General features: G+C 39.0%; 17 protein-coding genes. 11 read left to right on the top strand and 6 right to left on the bottom strand.

Translation table 11 applies throughout. From position 1 onward, the window contains the following. Nucleotides 1–2 precede the first annotated feature (2 nt). The 3 genes from odhB to sucD all read left to right on the top strand — a co-directional run bounded on the left by odhB (nucleotide 3) and on the right by sucD (nucleotide 3,729). Complete coding sequence (odhB, locus tag ACFI34_RS00565; protein WP_462672011.1) at nucleotides 3–1,514, top strand: 2-oxoglutarate dehydrogenase complex dihydrolipoyllysine-residue succinyltransferase; 1,512 nt, start codon at nucleotides 3–5, stop codon at nucleotides 1,512–1,514. A 176-nt stretch (nucleotides 1,515–1,690) separates the two neighbouring features. Further along, the gene (gene sucC, locus ACFI34_RS00560; protein ID WP_006794719.1) at nucleotides 1,691–2,857 is read left to right on the top strand and encodes an ADP-forming succinate--CoA ligase subunit beta; all 1,167 of its coding nucleotides are present in this window, start codon (nucleotides 1,691–1,693) and stop codon (nucleotides 2,855–2,857) included. Beyond that, nucleotides 2,857–3,729 carry a succinate--CoA ligase subunit alpha gene (gene sucD / locus ACFI34_RS00555; RefSeq protein ID WP_008127375.1) on the top strand — a complete coding sequence of 291 codons (873 nt, stop codon included), beginning with the start codon at nucleotides 2,857–2,859 and terminating at the stop codon, nucleotides 3,727–3,729. The genes sucC and sucD overlap by 1 nt, the downstream gene beginning before the upstream one ends. Before the next feature lie 61 nt (nucleotides 3,730–3,790). Here the strand turns inward: sucD and ACFI34_RS00550 are convergent, their stop codons facing one another. Continuing rightward, the gene (locus ACFI34_RS00550) at nucleotides 3,791–4,861 is read right to left on the bottom strand and encodes a DUF3083 family protein (protein WP_462672010.1); all 1,071 of its coding nucleotides are present in this window, start codon (nucleotides 4,859–4,861) and stop codon (nucleotides 3,791–3,793) included. A gap of 218 nt (nucleotides 4,862–5,079) precedes the next feature. Here ACFI34_RS00550 and glnS point away from each other — a divergent pair, with 218 nt between their 5' ends. Then, complete coding sequence (glnS, locus tag ACFI34_RS00545; protein WP_462672009.1) at nucleotides 5,080–6,738, top strand: glutamine--tRNA ligase; 1,659 nt, start codon at nucleotides 5,080–5,082, stop codon at nucleotides 6,736–6,738. A gap of 102 nt (nucleotides 6,739–6,840) precedes the next feature. On the opposite strand, the gene fur is transcribed toward glnS, so the two are convergent. From fur to ACFI34_RS00520, 5 genes are all read right to left on the bottom strand, one after another. Further along, the gene (fur, locus tag ACFI34_RS00540; protein WP_006794887.1) at nucleotides 6,841–7,284 is read right to left on the bottom strand and encodes a ferric iron uptake transcriptional regulator; all 444 of its coding nucleotides are present in this window, start codon (nucleotides 7,282–7,284) and stop codon (nucleotides 6,841–6,843) included. Between the two features lie 186 nt (nucleotides 7,285–7,470). Next, entirely contained in the window at nucleotides 7,471–7,998 is a 528-nt protein-coding gene (fldA, locus tag ACFI34_RS00535; RefSeq protein ID WP_039037073.1) for a flavodoxin FldA, read from the bottom strand. A gap of 14 nt (nucleotides 7,999–8,012) precedes the next feature. Further along, the gene (gene ybfE / locus ACFI34_RS00530; RefSeq protein WP_002962928.1) at nucleotides 8,013–8,291 is read right to left on the bottom strand and encodes a LexA regulated protein; all 279 of its coding nucleotides are present in this window, start codon (nucleotides 8,289–8,291) and stop codon (nucleotides 8,013–8,015) included. A 2-nt stretch (nucleotides 8,292–8,293) separates the two neighbouring features. Further along, nucleotides 8,294–8,515: a DUF2788 domain-containing protein gene (locus ACFI34_RS00525; protein ID WP_006793041.1), complete on the bottom strand. Its 222-nt coding sequence runs from the start codon at nucleotides 8,513–8,515 to the stop codon at nucleotides 8,294–8,296. 95 nt (nucleotides 8,516–8,610) lie between these two features. Further along, the gene (locus ACFI34_RS00520) at nucleotides 8,611–9,378 is read right to left on the bottom strand and encodes an alpha/beta fold hydrolase (RefSeq protein ID WP_462672008.1); all 768 of its coding nucleotides are present in this window, start codon (nucleotides 9,376–9,378) and stop codon (nucleotides 8,611–8,613) included. A gap of 244 nt (nucleotides 9,379–9,622) precedes the next feature. Between ACFI34_RS00520 and seqA the strand changes: the two genes are divergently transcribed. The 7 genes from seqA to ACFI34_RS00485 all read left to right on the top strand — a co-directional run bounded on the left by seqA (nucleotide 9,623) and on the right by ACFI34_RS00485 (nucleotide 17,538). Further along, complete coding sequence (gene seqA / locus ACFI34_RS00515; protein WP_462672007.1) at nucleotides 9,623–10,225, top strand: replication initiation negative regulator SeqA; 603 nt, start codon at nucleotides 9,623–9,625, stop codon at nucleotides 10,223–10,225. Nucleotides 10,226–10,234: 9 nt separating this feature from the next. Further along, on the top strand, nucleotides 10,235–11,872 hold the full coding sequence (pgm, locus tag ACFI34_RS00510; protein WP_462672006.1) for a phosphoglucomutase (alpha-D-glucose-1,6-bisphosphate-dependent): 1,638 nt from the start codon (nucleotides 10,235–10,237) through the stop codon (nucleotides 11,870–11,872). Between the two features lie 79 nt (nucleotides 11,873–11,951). After that, nucleotides 11,952–13,004: a succinylglutamate desuccinylase gene (gene astE / locus ACFI34_RS00505; protein WP_462672005.1), complete on the top strand. Its 1,053-nt coding sequence runs from the start codon at nucleotides 11,952–11,954 to the stop codon at nucleotides 13,002–13,004. Between the two features lie 266 nt (nucleotides 13,005–13,270). Beyond that, nucleotides 13,271–14,485: a thiamine pyrophosphate-dependent dehydrogenase E1 component subunit alpha gene (locus ACFI34_RS00500; protein ID WP_008127397.1), complete on the top strand. Its 1,215-nt coding sequence runs from the start codon at nucleotides 13,271–13,273 to the stop codon at nucleotides 14,483–14,485. Further along, the gene (locus ACFI34_RS00495) at nucleotides 14,485–15,462 is read left to right on the top strand and encodes an alpha-ketoacid dehydrogenase subunit beta (protein ID WP_006793035.1); all 978 of its coding nucleotides are present in this window, start codon (nucleotides 14,485–14,487) and stop codon (nucleotides 15,460–15,462) included. Before ACFI34_RS00500 ends, ACFI34_RS00495 begins: the two co-directional genes overlap by 1 nt. 8 nt (nucleotides 15,463–15,470) lie before the next feature. Beyond that, nucleotides 15,471–17,033, top strand: a complete 1,563-nt coding sequence (locus ACFI34_RS00490) for a dihydrolipoyllysine-residue acetyltransferase (RefSeq protein ID WP_462672004.1) — start codon at nucleotides 15,471–15,473, stop codon at nucleotides 17,031–17,033. Between the two features lie 139 nt (nucleotides 17,034–17,172). Further along, nucleotides 17,173–17,538, top strand: a complete 366-nt coding sequence (locus tag ACFI34_RS00485; RefSeq protein WP_410899567.1) for a DUF805 domain-containing protein — start codon at nucleotides 17,173–17,175, stop codon at nucleotides 17,536–17,538. The last annotated feature ends 53 nt before the right edge of the window (nucleotides 17,539–17,591 follow it).

Genomic DNA, 17,591 nt, shown 5'->3' with positions numbered 1-17,591 from the left:
CGATGAGCACAGAAATTAAAGTTCCTGTTCTTCCTGAGTCGGTTGCAGATGCTACCGTTGCTACATGGCATGTAAGTGTTGGCGACAAAGTAACTCGTGATCAGAACTTAGTAGATATTGAAACAGACAAAGTAGTGTTAGAAGTAGTTGCACAACATGACGGTGTAATTACAGAAATCTCTCAAGAAGAGGGTGCTACCGTACTTGGTGACCAAGTTATGGGTTTACTTGGCGATGCTGATGCAGCGCCTTCAAGCCAAAGCACATCTTCAAGTGAAGCAGAAAAATCAGAAGACGCGCCATCGGCGCCATCAGCACCAGCATCAGAAGGTAAAGAAGTGGACATCAAAGTACCTGTACTTCCAGAATCAGTTGCAGACGCAACAATTGCTACATGGCATGTTCAACCAGGAGACGCAGTAACGCGCGATCAAAACCTGGTAGATATCGAAACAGATAAAGTTGTTCTTGAAGTAGTAGCTCAAGAAGACGGTATCATGGGCGACATCATTAACGCTGAAGGCGATACTGTTCTTGGTGAGCAAGTAATCGGTTCAGTAAAAGCAGGTGGTGCACCTGCAGCTCCTGCTGCTAAAGAAGAGGCGGCTCCTGCTGCAGATTCAGCTGACAGCAATGATGTATTAACTCCATCTGTTCGTCGTTTAATTGCTGAAAAAGGACTAGATGCTTCTAAAATCAAAGGAACTGGCAAAAATGGTCGTGTAACTAAAGAAGACGTTGATACGTTCTTGAAAGCACCTGCACCATCAGCTAAAAAATCAGAGGCTGCTGCACCAGCTGCACCAATGGGTGACCGTACACAAAAACGTGTACCAATGACGCGCTTACGTAAAACTATTGCTAATCGTTTATTAGAAGCGAAAAACTCTACTGCAATGTTAACGACGTTTAACGAAGTAAACATGAAGCCAATTATGGATCTTCGCAAGCAGTACCAAGAAGTATTCGAAAAGCGTCACGGTATTCGCTTAGGCTTCATGTCTTTCTACGTGAAAGCAGTCACTGAAGCACTTAAACGTTTTCCTGATGTAAATGCATCAATTGATGGCGACGATATCGTCTACCACAATTACTTTGATATCAGCATTGCTGTTTCTACACCTCGTGGTCTAGTAACACCAGTTCTTAAAGACTGTGATAAGTTATCAGTTGCTGAAATTGAAAAAGGCATTCGTGAATTAGCACTTAAAGGCCGTGACGGAAAGCTAACGCTTGACGACATGACAGGTGGTAACTTCACTATTACAAACGGTGGTGTATTCGGTTCGTTACTATCTACACCTATCATTAACTTGCCACAGTCTTCAATTTTGGGAATGCATAAAATTCAAGACCGTCCAATGGCAGTAAATGGTAAAGTTGAAATTCTTCCTATGATGTATTTGGCACTTTCTTATGATCACCGCCAAATAGATGGTAAAGAATCTGTTGGTTTCTTAGTAACTATTAAAGAGTTACTTGAAGATCCAACTCGCTTATTACTGGATGTTTAATCAAGTAGTATGAAATATAAGCTGTGAACCACAATTCACAGCTTTTTTTTTGCGCCTTTGGTCGTACTGGGGTTTTCATGTTAAGCCTTGGCAACTATACTAGGTGCGCAATTTGGGATAGTTGTTTATTGAATAAATATTCAGCTCTTTTAGTATAAAAAATTGGATAAAGCATCATGAATTTGCATGAGTATCAGGCAAAACAACTTTTTGCCGAATATGGTTTACCAGTTTCTCAAGGTTTCGCTTGCGATACACCTGAAGAAGCTGCAGCAGCTGCTGAAAAAATCGGCGGTGATATGTGGGTTGTTAAAACTCAGGTTCACGCAGGTGGACGTGGTAAAGCTGGCGGTGTAAAGCTAGTTAAAACTATCGATGAAGTTAAAGCGTTTGCAGCTAACTGGTTAGGTAAAAACCTAGTTACTTACCAAACAGACGAAAACGGTCAGCCAGTTGCTAAAATTTTAGTAGAAAGCTGTACAGATATCGCCAACGAATTGTACTTAGGTGCAGTAGTTGATCGTGCTTCTCGCAAAGTTGTTTTCATGGCGTCTACTGAAGGCGGTGTTGAAATTGAAACTGTTGCTGAAGAAACACCAGAACTTATCCACAAAGCTGAGATCGATCCTCTAGTAGGTCCTCAAGCTTACCAAGCACGTGAACTTGGTTTCAAATTGGGTCTTAACCCAACACAAATGAAACAGTTCGTTAAGATCTTCATGGGTCTTGGTAAAATGTTTAACGATTTCGATTTCGCATTACTTGAAATCAACCCGTTAGTAATCACAGACGAAGGTAACCTTCACTGTCTTGACGGCAAAATCGGTATCGATGGTAATGCACTTTACCGTCAACCAAAAATCCGTGAGTTCCACGATCCATCTCAAGAAGATGCGCGTGAAGCACATGCAGCAAGCTTTGAGCTTAACTATGTAGCATTAGATGGCAACGTAGGTTGTATGGTTAACGGTGCAGGCCTAGCAATGGGTACTATGGATATCGTAAACCTACACGGCGGCAAGCCAGCTAACTTCTTAGATGTTGGTGGCGGCGCGACTAAAGAACGTGTTTCTGAAGCATTCAAAATCATCCTTTCTGACGACAATGTAAAAGCTGTTTTAGTTAACATCTTTGGCGGTATCGTACGTTGTGACATGATTGCTGAAGGTATCATTGGCGCAGTTAAAGAAGTTGGCGTAAATGTACCTGTAGTTGTACGTTTAGAAGGTACTAATGCTGAATTAGGTCGTGAAGTTCTTAAGAGCTCTGACTTAGACATCATCGCTGCTGAATCATTAACAGACGCTGCTGAAAAAGTTGTTGCTGCTGCGGAGGGCAAATAATGTCTGTATTAATCAATAAAGATACAAAAGTTATCTGTCAGGGTTTCACTGGTGGCCAAGGTACTTTCCACTCAGAGCAAGCGCTTGAGTACGGTACACAAATGGTTGGTGGTGTTAGCCCAGGTAAAGGCGGTCAAACGCACCTTGGTCTTCCTGTATTCAACACAGTACGTGATGCAGTACAAGAAACTGGCGCAACTGCTTCAGTTATTTACGTACCAGCACCTTTCTGTAAAGATGCAATCTTAGAAGCAATTGATGCTGGCATCGAGCTAATTGTTTGTATCACTGAAGGTATCCCTACACTTGATATGGTTGACGTTAAAGTTAAACTAGATCAAACAGGTACTCGTATGATAGGTCCTAACTGTCCAGGTGTTATCACTCCTGGTGAGACTAAGATTGGTATCATGCCTGGTCACATCCACAAGCCTGGTAAAGTAGGTATTGTTTCTCGCTCTGGTACTTTAACGTACGAAGCAGTTAAGCAAACTACAGATGCTGGTTTTGGTCAGTCTACGTGTGTTGGTATTGGTGGTGATCCAATCCCAGGTACTAACTTTATTGACGTTTTAGAAATGTTCGAAAAAGATCCACAGACTGAAGCAATCGTAATGATTGGTGAAATTGGTGGTACTGCAGAAGAAGAAGCTGCAGAGTACATCAAGGCTAACGTAACTAAACCTGTTGTATCTTACATTGCTGGTGTTACTGCACCAGAAGGTAAACGCATGGGTCATGCTGGCGCAATCATCGCCGGCGGTAAAGGTACTGCTGATGAGAAGTTTGCTGCATTAGAAGCTGCTGGCGTACAAACTGTACGTTCACTTGCTGATATCGGCAAAGCGCTTAAAGAGAAAACAGGCTGGTAATCAGTTTAGTTAATCTTTGAAAAGGCTCGCATTTGCGAGCCTTTTTGTTTTGAGCAGTTAGCTAAAACGGGTAACTGATATGTTGAAAAAACCTGACGGTTAGATCTTGTCTTTCTTTATTTATATCTAGCTCATCACAAAGTTGAAAAATCGTTTTTTCAACCTTATTCATAAATTTACCATAACCAATTTCTTGCTTGTTATGATTGGCAGCTGCAATAACAAAATGAATTGTTTCTACTAATCTTTGTTCATCGAAAAAGCACTTTAGTTGTGTTTTATCTGAGTTTATGTCAAAGCTTAGCTTTTGAAGCTCTTCGTTTCCTTCGTTAATATCCACTTTACTATTTCTAACAATAGGTTTGGCACCATTAGCTATTAATGCCCCATGAGTTAGCTTATTAAGCTCGCAGCACCGTTTGAAGCTATCTAAAAAGTAATTATAAAATTGATTAAAATCGCCATTATTCATTAAAGTTTGAAATTGAGTTTTAATAGCCCTTGATACAGGGATAGAAAATGTCGTGTATGTCATCTCTGCATGTTCTTTAGGTATTTCACATTGGCGATTTTGATATCTTGGGTACAAACTTCTTAATTTGTAGCCATAGGTTTCTTTGTTTCCTTTATTTTTAGCAAATAAGTCGTAAGTTAAATGTTGATGATCACGCACTTTAAATTTGGGTTGATCAATAAATAATTGTTCTTGCATTACCGTTAATACTTTTTGGACTTTTTTGTGAAATACAGCGGAGTTAGCTCGTATATCTTCGCCCGTAGCTAAAAAGAGTAAGCGTACCTTTTTACTTTGCGTATCCGTTGAATAATAGAGTTTATGCGCTTCGTGATAACGTGGGTTATAAAATATAAGCATTTGCTTATTAGTTTCTAACTGATAAGACTCATCATGGAATCTGACAACAGGAAGTTTGTCGTTTGCTAAAATATGCACATTATGGAGCTCATATTCATCGCATGCTGCAAATAATTGACGTGCTATTCTTTCGTAGCAACAGTTTATTGAGTTAAAGCTCGAGTAAAAACTTTCGTTAGGGGTAATTTCTGCAAGTAAGTAATGATTAGCACGTGCATTACTGGGTATATATACACGGTGCTGGTTAAGTGTAGCCATCTCTTAATCCTTATAAAGTACGGTATTGACGCACTATATAGCGCTTATATGAATTAAATATTGCGCTAAAACAAACTTTATTCGTTAGAAAAAGATTAGATGAATTAAAGTTAATCAATAAGTAAGATAAAGCGTAATCTATTGCTGTATGTTAGTGATTGTTTTTGTAATAATGCATTAGTTTTGTAATTAAGTAATATTTAGAGGATCGTACTCCTATGGCGGAAATTGAGAATCGCCCAAGTAACTTTATTAGAACCCGAATTGATGAAGACTTAGCAAGTAAAAAGCATGCAGCAACGCACACGCGCTTTCCACCTGAGCCCAATGGTTTTTTACACATAGGCCATGCAAAATCAATTTGTTTAAATTTCGGTATTGCAAAAGATTATAACGGTTTATGTAACTTACGATTTGACGATACAAACCCAGAAAAAGAAGACATTAACTACGTTAATTCTATAAAAGAAGACGTTCAATGGTTAGGGTTTAACTGGGATGGTGATATAAAGTATTCTTCTAATTATTTTGATATTTTATACGGTTATGCTGTTGAGCTTATAAACAAAGGGTTAGCTTATGTTTGTTTTTTAACAGCAGACCAAGCACGTGAATACCGCGGAACTTTAACGGAGCCAGGTAAAAATAGCCCATACAGAGATACATCTCCTGAAGAAAACTTAGCATTATTTGAAAAAATGCGTGCGGGTGGTTTCAAAGAAGGCGAATGTGTTCTTCGTGCAAAAATTGATATGGCAAGCTCGTTTATGGTGCTTCGCGATCCAATTATTTATCGTGTTCGTTTTGCTCATCACCATCAAACTGCCGATAAATGGTGTATTTACCCAATGTACGATTTCACGCATTGTATTTCTGATGCAATTGAGGGTATTACACACTCACTATGTACACTAGAGTTCCAAGATAATCGTCGTTTATACGACTGGGTACTTGATAACATCAGCATTGAATGTCATCCACAGCAAATTGAGTTTTCTCGTTTAAATCTTGAATACACAATTATGTCTAAACGTAAATTAAATGACCTTGTTGTAAATAACTACGTTGAAGGTTGGGACGACCCTCGTATGCCTACTATTGCAGGTTTACGTCGCCGTGGTTATACACCGGCTTCAATTCGTGAATTTTGTTTACGAATAGGGGTTACCAAGCAAGAGAATATGGTTGAAATGGGTATGCTAGAAGCGTGTATTCGTGATGACTTAAATGAAAATGCTCCTCGCGCGATGGCTGTACTCGATCCGGTTAAAGTGATCATCGAAAACTACGAGGCAGATACCATAGAAACTTTATCGGTGGCTAACCACCCTAATAAGGAAGAAATGGGTCGCCGCGATGTGCCATTTACGCGTGAAATATTCATTGAACGAGAAGACTTTAAAGAGCAAGCAAATAATAAGTTTAAACGTTTAGTGCTCGATAAAGAGGTTCGTTTACGTGGCGCTTATGTTATTAAAGCTAATCGTGTAGAAAAAGACGAAAACGGTGAAATAACCACTATTTATTGTACTTATGATAATGAAACACTAGGCAAAAACCCAAGTGATGGTCGTAAAGTTAAAGGCGTTATTCATTGGGTATCAGCTTCTGAGGCTATTACAGCTGAAGTTCGTTTGTACGATCGTTTATTTAATGTGCCAAACCCAGCTGCAGCTGATGAGTTTGAAACGACATTAAACCCAGAATCATTAGTTGTTTTAACTAATGCTAAACTTGAGCCTTCGCTTGCTAATTCACAAGCAGAGCAGGGGTTCCAGTTTGAACGTACCGGTTACTTTTCAAGAGATTCTAAGTCAGAAAATGTTGTGTTTAACCAAACAGTAGGTCTTCGTGACTCATGGTCTAAAACACAATAAGCTTATTTTTACTACGCCCGCTCACTTGTGGGTGTAGTAATACTTTAAATAATAGACACAAAAAAACCTGCAAATAGCAGGTTTTTTTATAGCTAGGATATACTAACTATTTGCATCACTAAACGCTTTACATGCAGCTTTATCATCACACTCTCCGTAAAGGTATAAAGAGTGGTTTGTTAAAGTAATACCGTTTTCTTGAGCTATTTCAAGCTGGCGACGTTCAATCATCTCATCTTCAAACTCAACAACTTTTCCACACTTTAAACATACTAAGTGATCGTGGTGAGTACTGCCCGATAATTCAAATACCGACTTCCCGCCTTCAAAGTGATGACGGCTTACAATGCCTGCATCATCAAATTGGTTGAGTACGCGGTATACAGTTGCAAGGCCAATTTCTTCACCTAAATCCAAAAGAATTTTGTAAACATCTTCAGCACTGATGTGTTGGTTATCTGGAGACTGTAAAATCTCTAAAATTTTAATACGCGGTAAAGTCACTTTTAAACCGGCTTTTTTAAGTTCCAAGTTATGATCAGTCATTAAATCTGTCTCAATTTTATTTGGTTATACTAGACATCTTGCAAAGATGCTCACGATACATAAGCAACAAATAGGATAACGTGCCTAGGCCTCAAGTGCAAAGAAGAAATGATTTATATTGCAGTAAATAAAGAAAACGCTAACTGTTTGATAACTATTTAAACAGTTAGCGGTATATCGGATGGATTAGTCAGCAAGCTCGCTTAAACACATTTCATCAAATACTTGAGCAGACCATGCTTTTACGCGTTGCTCTGTGAGTTCTGGTTGACGATCTTCATCAATACCTAAACCAACAAAATGGTTGTCGTCTGCCATGCCTTTTGAGGCTTCGAAATCGTAGCCTTCAGTAGGCCAGTGACCTACAACAATTGCGCCACGCTCAGTAACAATATCGTTGATCATGCCCATTGCATCTAAAAAGTACTCTGCATAATCTTCTTGATCACCACAACCAAAAATAGCAACAAGTTTTCCTTCAAAGTCTACTTCTTCAAGCTCAGGGAAAAAATCATCCCAATCACATTGTGCTTCGCCGTAGTACCACGTTGGAATACCAAATAAGATTAAATCAAAATCTGCAATCTCTTCTTTAGAGCTTTTTGCAATATCATGCACAGCCACAAGCTTTTTACCCAATTCTTTTTGGATCATTTTTGCTACGTGTTCTGTGTTACCTGTGTCACTTCCGAAAAAAATGCCTACACTTGCCATGGATTTATAACCTTTTATGTATCAATAGCCAATCTTTCTTGTAAAATCGTTTCAATCAGCGCACTGCGGCTAATATTTTGTGCATCTGCCATATCACTTAACGCTTGATACAACTGCGATGAAACTTTAAATTCAACACGTTTTAAACCACGTGCTTTGTCTCTTTTTATTTGATTACGTTTATTAACCTTTAACTGCATATCCCGCGAAAGAGGATTGGTTTTAGGTCGGCCTGGACGCTTTTCGTATTCAAATAAATCGAGTGTTGTTCTATCTGTTTCTGACTTCGCCATGCCTAACCTACACCTGCGCCTTGCCAAAATACTTGAATAAGTCCTTTAGCAATAAAACCTGAACAGCCTAAAAAGAGTACAGTCCATACTATATAGCGACCAAACTTAGGTACATTACCACTTTTGAGTACGTCTTTAATTGCCAAGCCGATGAATATCAAAATACCGGCTAAGCCAAAATACAACCCTAGGGTATCAAATTCGTTAATTAACTGACTGACCATCAACGTATAACCTTTAAATTAAACGGCGCGTACTATAGCACAAAAATATTCATATATTTAGTACGTGCAATCAAAAACAAGCGATTAAAATTACTTTAATTTTGAATTAAAAAGTCACTTATTGCCTTATTTACAGCAATAGGTTTTTGCGCATGTAACCAATGACCAGCACCGTGAATGATTTTTGCTTTCGTATTCTTGAAACGCGTGACAATAGCAGTGCGGTACTCGGGTAAAATATAATCTGAATCGTTACCTTTGATAAAAAGAGTATCGCATAAACAAGAATTGTTTTCATTAACGTTTGAGAGTATATTTGAATATTTCTTATCAAGAACAGGTAAGTTGAATCGCCACGTTAATTTTCCTGCTTCATTTTTAGCTAGGCTTTTTAATAAAAACTGACGAACGCCAAGTTCGTCAATATAAGGCTGCATTAAATCATCAGCATGCTTTCTGTCTTCTATATGCTCAGATGCAACTGCGTTAAGCGCCTGCAATATTTTAGTATGCCGCGGTGGGTAGGTAACGGGTGCTATATCAAGCACAATTAATTTTTCAATTAACTCGGGTTGAGTTAATGCAAGCTCCATAGCAACCTTGCCACCCATAGAATGACCAATTATATGTGCTTTTTTTATATTCAAGTGTTGAAGTAACTCAACAATGTCTTTTGCCATAGCAGGATAACTCATCTCATTACTATGAGGGGAGAGGCCATGGTTTCGTAAATCTACATTGGTAACTGTAAAATGCTCGCTTAAAGGCTTAGCAATTACGTTCAGGTTTTCTAATGAACCAAATAGTCCATGTATTAAAATAACATCAGGACCTTGTCCCAGTTGCTTATAATTTAGCTGCATACATTGCTCCTAAAAATTTCGCCTTAGTTTGCCGAGCAATACTTAAAAAAGCAAAAAATAGTGTCTAATTGACCATTTTATTAAATGATATTCGAAAATTAGAGAAATTGATTGACTAAAAATTTACCTAACTAGTTATAGATTTTCGAAATGCCTGCGAGTGCTTGTTGTAACTCGCATTTATTATTGGATTGGGTATAATCAGGCGTGAGAAAAAAATGTGACCCGTAATGACAGGAAGACCATGAAACAAATCGACATAGACGACGAGTTATATCAATACATTGCCAGCAACACGCAAAGTATTGGTGAAAGTGCATCCACAATTTTGCGTCGTTTATTAAACATGAGCGGCGAAAAACAATTAACCGCTGACGTAGAAATAACACACAATCAACAAACAACAACTACATCTGCGCCATCTACTGCGCCATCTACTGCGCCAGAATTAAAGCACGCTGTAGCAGAAGCTGAAGTTCCAAAAACTGTCACACCAGTGAAGCAAAAAAATGCTAACGTTTTTAATGTATTAAATAAAGAAGAACTAGCTATGCAAAAAGGCGTGGTGGGTCGCTTCTTATTTATTTTAAGTGCGTTTTATCGCACTCATAAATCTGATTTTTCTGCTGTGTTGGATATTAAAGGCCGTGACCGTGTTTATTTCGCAACGAGCAAAGAAGATTTAGTAAATAGTGGAAGTAGCATGAACCCTAAAAATATCACCGACAGTGAATATTGGGTAATGACTAATTCTAATACAACACGTAAAAAAATGATGCTTCATGAAGTAGCTCTTTGCCTAGGTTACAGTGCAGAGCAAGCTGAAAAAATTCGCGATTACCTGTAAGGAAATATAATGGCTATTCACTCAGGCGCAGGCAAAACTGCTCCACAATCAGCACTTGTTAATGTTCCTAAATTAGTTTCGGCTTATTATTTAAATGAGCCAGACTTAGAGCAAAACCCAGAGCATGGCGTTGCCTTTGGTACATCTGGACACCGCGGCTGCTCTTATGATGTAAAATTTAATGAATCCCATATTTTAGCAATTACACAAGCCATTTGTGATTACCGTAAACAAAACGATATTTTTGGGCCATTATTTTTAGGTAAAGATACCCATGCCCTTAGTGAAGCTGCTTTTAACTCTGCAATAGAAGTGCTTGTCGCTAACGAAGTGCAAGTAATTACTCAGCAAGATGGCGACTTTACTCCAACTCCTGTTATTAGCCATGCAATTGTTTGTCACAATAAACGTAATCCTAATGAGCTTGCAGATGGCATTGTTGTTACGCCTTCACATAACCCTCCTGAAGATGGCGGCTTTAAATATAACCCACCTAACGGCGGGCCTGCTGATACAGACGTAACTAACTGGATTGAAGACAGGGCTAACAAATTATTACTTGAAGATTTAGTCGAGGTTGAGCTTTTCCCATTCGCTAAAGCTTCTCGCTCAGGGTTTATCCGCTGCGAAGATTTAATGACTCCGTATATTAACGATTTAGAAAATATCGTTAACTTAAAAGCCATTAGTGATGCGGGCGTTAAAATAGGTATTGATCCACTAGGTGGTTCAGGTATAAATTTTTGGCCAGTCATTGCGCAAAAATATAATTTAGATCTAACCGTAGTAAACGACAGTGTTGATCCGCGTTTTGCATTTATGCCACTTGATAAAGATGGCAAAATACGTATGGATTGTTCATCACCTTACTCGATGGCTAATTTGATTAAATTAAAAGACGATTTTGATATAGCGATTGGTAACGACCCTGATTACGACCGTCACGGCATTGTTACACCCGATGGCCTGATGAATCCTAATCATTTTTTAGCTGTTGCTATTGATTATCTATTAAACCATCGCGAGTGGAATAGCAGCGTAGAAATAGGTAAAACACTCGTTTCGAGCTCGATGATTGACCGTGTCGTTGCGCGTAATGAGCGAAAGGTAAAAGAAGTTCCGGTAGGCTTTAAATGGTTTGTTGAAGGCCTAAACAAAGGTAATCTTGCTTTTGGTGGCGAAGAAAGTGCAGGCGCTGCGTTTTTACGTTTTGATGGCAGCGTATGGTGTACCGACAAAGACGGATTTATAATGGGGCTACTTGCAGCTGAAATACTTGCAGTAACCGGTAAAACACCATCAGCGCTTTATAAAGAGCTAGAACAAGAATTTGGATCGCCACTTTATAAGCGTCTAGATGCGCCAGCAAGTAGTGCACAAAAATCGCGTTTAAAAGCTTTAAGTGCAGACGACGTGAAAGCCGAAACGTTAGCTGGAGAGCCTATTTTACAAAAATTAACTCATGCTCCTGGTAACAATGCAGCGATTGGCGGCTTAAAAGTTGTTACAGAAAATGGCTGGTTTGCTGCTCGCCCATCAGGTACTGAAGATATTTATAAAATATACCTAGAATCATTTAAAGGCGAAGCACATTTAGCTCTTTTAGAAAAAGAAGCTAAACAATTAGTTGATTCAGTTATTAGCTAAACCTGCTTAAACTATTTAAAAACGGCTGAATTATTCAGCCGTTTTTTTTGTATCTCTCACACTATAAAGGGCTTTTATTATGTCAGCCACACCCGATTATTTAGATTTATTGCAATCAACCGGTGATTTTCTAACCATTAGCCGAGATAATGAATGGTACTTAGCACCGAGCCATTTTACGCTCAACAATGGAACCCAAGTTAATGTACACGATACTGGGGTTATTGAGTTTCAGCCAGCGGTTACTACTTCAAAAGATATTGTGCTATCAAGTGCCGTACACGGTAACGAAACAGCGCCTATTGAAATTTGTGATGAGCTAATAAAGCAAATTATTACTCAAAACCTTGAGCTTAATCAGCGAGTCCTTTTTATATACGGTAACCCTAAATCAATTAATATTGGTTTGCGCTTTGTTGAAGAAAATCTTAATCGTTTATTTAATGGACACCACACAGTTGATGGTGTTGAAATGAATAACGAGCGCGTTCGAGCGGCAAAACTTGAACGCTACGTAACTGACTTTTTTGCCAGAGGCGAAAAGGGCAGTGAGCGCAGTCATTACGATTTGCACACGGCTATTCGTGGTTCAAAAAATGAAAAATTTGCTGTGTATCCATTTTTACACGGTAAACCATGGAAAAAATCACAGCTACAATTTTTACTAAGTTGTGGTGTAAATACTGTATTAATGATGAAGTCGCCAGCGACAACGTTTAGTTATTACTCATCCTTTGTTCATGGTGCAGATTCGTTTACAGTTGAGCTTGGGCAAGTAAAACCATTTGGCCAAAACGATATGACACGTTTTGAAAAAACAAAACAAACGTTAACTGCATTAATTAGTCAAAAAGAAGTTGAATACCCACAATTTAATGCAAGCGACTTTGAGCTGTTCGCTGTTCACCGTACAATTAATCGTACTCAAGAGGATTTTAGTTTTCCATTTTCTGATGATGCAGAGAACTTTACTGGCTTTGCAAAAGGAGAACTGCTCGCAACCGATGGAAATACTCCTTATTATGCGGACGTTGAAGGAGAAGCAATCATATTCCCAAATGCAAAAGTAGCCTTAGGGCAACGTGCATTACTCACCGTTGTTCCAATGGCAATAGACAGTAACTTTGTATAATTCAACTCATTAGACCTCTTTGCCCTGCAAGTTAACTAACTGATTACCAATAATTTAAGTAGCTGTATTGTTAACTTGCCACTTATTTAACCAATATTTACTTTTGTTTCGTCACAGATTTGTTGAATAACACTTTACGTTAACGTAAAGTGTTGGCAGCTTTAATTAAATATAGTGCAGATATTGCAAAGTTTATTCAGCAATGCTCACCCATAATAATAATGTAAAAGGGGCACTATGTTACTGACAACAACAGAAGGTAGGTTATGAGTAATCCAAATAACGTATCGCTGAATATTAACCATGCGCTAGAATTTATTGACGGCAATGCGCTTAATATTCCAACCCTTAGTATTTTAACTGAGGATGGCGACATTCACCCAAGTGCGACAGCACCCGCTATTTCAAAACATACCGCAATTAAACTTTATGAGACTATGCGTTTTATACGTTTATTAGATGAACGTATGCAAGGTGCTCAGCGCCAAGGCCGAGTAAGCTTTTATATGCAATGTTTAGGTGAAGAAGCAGCCGTTACGGCATCCGCTGCTGCGCTTGACCAAGAAGACATGATAATGGCGCAATACCGTGAGCAAGCTGCACTGCATTACCGTGGTTTTACGCTAGACCAATTTATGAACCAAATGTTTTCAAATGAATTAGATTTAGGCAAAGGTCGTCAAATGCCAATTCATTATGGTTCGAACGAATTAAACTATATGACTATTTCTTCCCCTCTTGGCACACAAATACCACAAGCTACAGGGTATGCATATGGACAAAAAGTAAAGCATATAGATGCGAAAACAGGCGAGCTTGCAAGCACTATTGATAACGTTACTATTTGTTACTTTGGCGAAGGCGCTGCATCTGAAGGTGACTTTCATGCAGGATTAAACATGGCTGCAGTGCATAAAGCACCCGTAATATTTTTTGCACGTAACAACGGCTATGCGATTTCGACCCCGGCAGATGAGCAATTTAAAGGTGATGGTATTGCTTCACGAGGTGTGGGTTATGGCATTAAAACAATTAGGGTCGATGGCACTGACGCACTTGCTGTGTTTGCGGCAACGCAAAAAGCACGTGAAATTGCCTCAACACAAGGCGAACCTGTTTTAATTGAATCAATAGCTTACCGCTTAGGCGCTCACTCTACGTCTGATGACCCAAGTGGTTACCGTTCAAAAGACGAAGAGGCTAATTACAAAACATGCCCAATAGAAAAATTTAAAAAGTGGCTAGTAAAACAGCAATGGCTCAACGAAGAAGACGATTTAAAAGCAAAAGAGTCTATACGTGAAGATATATTAGCGGCATTAAAGCGTGCAGAAGTAGTGCAAAAGCCTGCTTTAGAAGAGCTAGTATCAGATGTTTACGACACGCCAATTCCTTCACTTGTTCGTCAATACAATGAACTAAAAGAACATATACAAAAGCACCCAGATGCTTACCCAGTTACTGCAGGGAGAATTAAGTAATGGCTAAAATGAACATGCTACATGCAATTAATTCTGCTCTAGATATAACCATGAATGAACACCCGCAAGCGTGTATATTTGGCGAAGATGTTGGGTATTTTGGTGGTGTATTTAGAGCGACCTCAGGTTTACAAGAAAAATACGGAAAACACCGTGTATTTAATACGCCTTTAACTGAGCAAGGTATTTTAGGTTTTGCTAATGGTTTAGCGGCATTTGGTGCACCCGCATTAGCTGAAATTCAATTTGCAGATTATATATTCCCGGCCTTTGACCAAATAGTAAATGAATCAGCAAAATTCAGATACCGTAGTGGTAACGAGTTTAATGTAGGTAACTTAACTGTACGTACACCATATGGTGGTGGTATTGCTGGTGGTTTATATCATTCGCAATCACCAGAAGCTTACTTTGCACATACGCCAGGTTTAAAAATAGTGGTGCCACGTAATCCATATCAAGCTAAAGGTTTACTGCGTGCAAGTATTAAAGATGACAATCCGGTTATATTTTTTGAGCCCAAACGTTTGTACCGCGCATCGACGGGTGAAGTACCTGAAGAAGACTACTCAATAGAGTTAGGTAAAGCTGAAGTCGTGCAAGAAGGCAGTGACATTACAGTACTTGCCTGGGGCGCTCAAATGGAAATTATTGAAGATGCTGCAAAACTAGCAAGCGAGCAAGGCATACATTGTGAGGTTATAGATTTACGTAGTATTTTGCCGTGGGATATAGACACAATTGCTAAATCAGTTACTAAAACTGGCCGTTTAGTAATAAGCCATGAAGCACCTATTACAAATGGATTTGGTGCAGAAATTGCCGCCTCAATTCAACAAGCGTGTTTCCTCCATTTAGAGTCACCTATTTTACGTGTGTGTGGTTTAGATACACCTTACCCACTGGCGCTTGAGAAAGAGTACGTGCCTGATGCGCTCAAAGTATTAGCTGCAATTAAACAATCAATGGATTTTTAGGGGTTCCCATGGCTAAAGATTTTATATTACCCGATATTGGTGAAGGCATTGTTGAGTGTGAAGTGGTTGAATGGCTGGTAAAAGAAGGGGATAGCGTTTGTGAAGATCAACCCATCTGTGACGTGATGACCGATAAAGCGCTAGTACAAATACCTGCTGTGCACGATGGAGTAATTACAAAGCTCTATCATCAAAAAGGCGAAATAGCTAAAGTGCATGCACCCTTGTTTGCAATGGATGTAGCAGGCGAAGCGGCTGACATTGAAACGCAAGAGCATAATAGTGCACCCCAAAACAACAATACAGCTGAACAATTAGAAGATTTTATTTTACCAGATATTGGCGAAGGGATTGTTGAGTGCGAAATAGTCGACTGGTTAGTCGCCGAAGGCGATGAAATTGAAGAAGATCAAGCTGTTTGTGATGTAATGACTGATAAAGCCCTTGTGCAAATACCGGCCAAGTACACCGGTACCGTACAAAAGCTGTATTATCAGAAAGGCGAAATAGCTAAAGTACATAGCCCATTGTTTCAGATGACTATTGCTGGAAGTGCACCTAAACAAAACATAGATGTAAACCAAGCCGTAGTAAAAGCGCAAACAAATGCAGCAGAGCAAGCAGCTCCAGTAAAAGTGAATAATCCAGCAAATGTGGTCAACACCAAAGCGGTTGCATCACCGGCTGTTAGGCGTAAAGCACGCGAGCTTGATGTTGATTTAACACAAGTACCGGGTAGTGGTAAAAATGGACGTATCTATAAGCAAGATATAGAAGAGTTTATTAAAGGTGAAGTACCTAACAGTATTGATACATCACCGCTTAATAGCAATGTAGCGAACACACAAACTAATACGCAGATTTCTGGCGTTCGTGTCGAGCCAATTAAAGGCATAAAAGCGGCGATGGCAAAACAAATGGTTGCCTCTGTTTCAACCATTCCACACTTTACATTTTGTGATGAAATAGATTTAACAGATCTCATTGCCCTAAGAGCTTCAATGAAAGAGCAATACAAAGCACAAGGCGTTAAGCTCACTATGATGCCTTTCTTTGTTAAAGCACTGTCGCTTGCAATGAAAGAATTCCCGGTTCTTAACTCTAAAGTAAATGAAGATTGCTCTGAGCTTACTTATTTTAACGATCATAATATTGGTATAGCAGTCGATTCTAAAATTGGCTTATTGGTACCAAATATTAAGTCGTGCCAAAGTAAAAATATTGTTGATGTGGCTAATGAACTTACACGCCTTACTGAGTCTGCTCGCGAAGGGCGAGTACCACCTGAAGACTTAAAAGGCGGTACAATTAGCATTTCGAATATTGGTGCAATTGGCGGCACAATTGCCACACCAATTATTAATAAACCAGAAGTAGCTATTGTTGCGCTAGGTAAATTGCAGCATTTACCTCGCTTTGATGAAAACGGTCTTGTTGTAAGTAAGGCTATTATGCAAGTCAGTTGGTCTGGTGATCACCGTGTTATTGATGGCGGAACAATTGCTCGCTTTAATAACTTATGGAAATCGTACTTAGAAAACCCATCGGCAATGATGATGGCAATGAGTTAAAAATTAAACTTATAAAAAACCAGCAATTTGCTGGTTTTTTGTTTTAAAGCAAACCGTTTTTAATTAAGATACAAATGTTACTAATAAGTAATTTAAAAACCCCGTTAGGGAATATAAAAAATAACACTAAGGAAATATTATGGAACATTATATGAACGCACTGCGTAGCTACGCAGATTTTTCAGGACGTAATCGCCGCAAAGCTTATTGGATGTTTGTGCTAATTAACTGTATTTTTTCGTTTTTAACAGGTCTTGTAGATGGTATTACAAACACGATGTTTGTAAGCACAATATATAGCTTAGCGCTATTAATACCTAGTTTAAGCGCCGGCGCACGTCGTTTACACGATACTGGCCGATCAGGCTGGTGGCAGCTTCTGGGGTTAGTGCCAATTATTGGTTGGATTGTTTTAATTGTGTTCCTTGCACAAGATTCACATGAGGGCGAGAACGATTATGGTCCTAATCCAAAAGAGTTAGCTGCAGAACCTGCTGCTGTATAAAGTAAAGTTTTAACCTAAAAGCTCAGTGTTCGCTGAGCTTTTTTTATGCCTAA

It is taken from the genome of Pseudoalteromonas sp. PSi26 (genome assembly GCF_054960575.1).
This window is presented reverse-complemented; position numbering and strand designations above follow the sequence as displayed.